The 2,417-nt window shown below is 38.8% G+C and carries 2 protein-coding genes; both read right to left on the bottom strand.

The annotated features are described in order from the left end of the window. On the bottom strand, positions 1–1,255 hold a 1,255-nt coding region (locus BZK16_RS13765), incomplete at its 3' end, for an AAA family ATPase (protein WP_158076871.1). Positions 1,256–1,258: 3 nt separating this feature from the next. Beyond that, on the bottom strand, positions 1,259–2,417 hold a 1,159-nt coding region (locus tag BZK16_RS13760; RefSeq protein WP_143691201.1), incomplete at its 5' end, for an exonuclease SbcCD subunit D C-terminal domain-containing protein.

Raw genomic sequence — 2,417 nt, 5'->3', positions numbered from 1 at the left:
CTTTGTTATCCATTAAATATTGCTGTGCTTTAGCTAATTTAACTTCACTTTGCTGATACTGATCTTGCTGAATCTTGAGCTTCTGCTGATATTCCTGCATCACTGATTCAATCGCCGTACATTGATTGATTAACTCTGCTGCAACTTTGTTTTTCTCAGCTAAATCATGATCCAATGTGCGAACTTGTTGCCAAATCACTGTTTGCGCCTTGTAATACTCTTTCCCTGCTTGATGTTGAAGTATCGCATCATCTAAAGCTTTTTGAGCATCAACCCATGCTTTTTTTGCTAATGGCAACTGCTCATTTTTGGCTGTTAAACCTTTTTGAGATTGCAATAATCCTTCTCGCGCAGCCATTAATTTCGCATATTCACCATCCAGTTGCATGGCTCGATTTGCCATTAATAACTGCTGTTTTTTGGGCTGAAATTGTGTGATTAATTCAGTTAATTCTTCTTTTTCAGTCTGTAAGTTCGTTAAATCATTCGTTAGCTTTTCAATATTATTTAACCAATCCACAGCAATGCGCGTTTGATCTAGCTTGGTTTTTAAAGCCTGATTCGCAACTTTTTGTGTTGCAATATTCGCAGTAATATCCGTAATTTCATCATCTGTTAGCAACTGAATACCACGTACTTCTGCTTGTAAAATCTCTAGCTGTTTATGTTCAGCAGATTTACGTTCATGGACTTGCTTAGAAATTTCCGAATAAATCTCTGTGCCTGTGATTTGCTCTAAAATCTCAGATTTATGCCCAACATCTGCTTTTAAGAAGCTATCAAAACTACCTTGCGCTAACAGCATAGATCGATTAAATCGCTTAAAATCCATGCCTGTTTTTTCTTCAATAACTGCCACAACTCGGCTTTTTTTACTTTCGATTAATTTTCCTGTTTCGGCATCTGCAATTTGGTGCTCTTGATCCTGCAATGCGCCATCAGGTGATTTACGAGCTTTGCGCTGCTCCCAATGACAACGATAAATTCCTGCTTGAGATTGAAATACAATTTCCGCATAGCATTCGCCTGTATGGCGAGACATAATTTCGTTATCGCTTTTTGTAATTTTTCCTAAGCGTGGTGTTTCGCCATATAACGCTAAACAAATGGCATCTAAAATTGTAGATTTCCCTGCGCCTGTTGGCCCAGTTAAGGCAAAAATCCCATTATTCACATATTCAGGATCATTGAAATCAATCTTCCATTCGCCTTGTAAAGAGTTCAAATTTTTAAAACGTAATTCTAAAATTTTCATACTTTACTCCGCGTTTTTATCAAAATCTTGTAACTCTTGGATAATCTCTTGATAAGCAGCAAGCAATTCAGGTTGCTCTGCTTCATCTACTTCAAACGCCGTTAAACAGCGTGCAAAAACATCATCAGGGTTCAGATCATCCAATGTTTCTTCATCCATTTCACTATGAATCACCCGTTCCATTAATCGGCGGTTTTTAATACGCAACACTTCAAGATTGCTACTACTTAATGCTTCATCCAATAGATCTCGCAAGTTACTTACAATTTCTGTGCCTGTATATTCAATTTCTAACCAAGCATTACTCTCTTCTGATTTTAATTGCTCAATCTTTTGCTGAATATTTTTCACATCGCCTGTGATTTTTACAAGCTCTTGGAATCTTGGCACAAATAAAGGCGTTACTGTTAACACTCGTCCTGAAAAATCCACTAACAAAACCTGTTTATCTTGATTGATTTCACCATAACCCATCGGGATTGGTGAACCCGAATAACGAATATGCTCTGCTCCACCCACTTTTTGTGGTACATGCAAATGCCCAAGAGCAAGATAATCCATTGTCTGAGGAAACAAATCACGCCCAATATGCGCTAATGTGCCCACATACAATTCCCGTACGCCATCGCCATCAACAGTTTGTGCACTTGCTGTAAATAAATGCCCCATGCCAATGATGGGAATATCCTTAAAGCCTGCATTTTCATATTCTGTTTGCTTTGCTTCTGCGATCGTGCAAACTTCCGCATAATGGTTACGAATCCCTTCAATGAGCTTCGCATTTTTATCATCAATATTTTCGCCAGCTTCCAATAATCGAATATCTTTATCACGTAGATATGGCACTGCACAAATGATCGCTTCAGGTTGATTGTGATGATATAGCGTGATCACTTCTTCACTTAAATCATCAGGCATTGCGCCCACAACATGAACATTCAGCGCATGTAACAATGCTTTTGGCGCATTTAAAAAAGAGGGTGAATCGTGATTACCACCAATGATCACAATATGGCGGCAATTACCTTTCGCCACACGATGTAAAAACTCATAATAGAGCGATTGTGCGCGGTTGCTTGGCGTGCTTGTATCAAACACATCACCTGCGATCAATAATACATCCACAGCGTACTCGGTAATGGCATCCGCCAACCAATTTAAG

Origin of the sequence: Wohlfahrtiimonas populi, assembly GCF_002006795.1 — a bacterium.
Lineage (GTDB): Bacteria > Pseudomonadota > Gammaproteobacteria > Cardiobacteriales > Wohlfahrtiimonadaceae > Wohlfahrtiimonas > Wohlfahrtiimonas populi.
The sequence above is the reverse complement of the archived record's forward strand: the minus strand, read 5'-3'. Positions and strand labels throughout refer to the sequence as shown.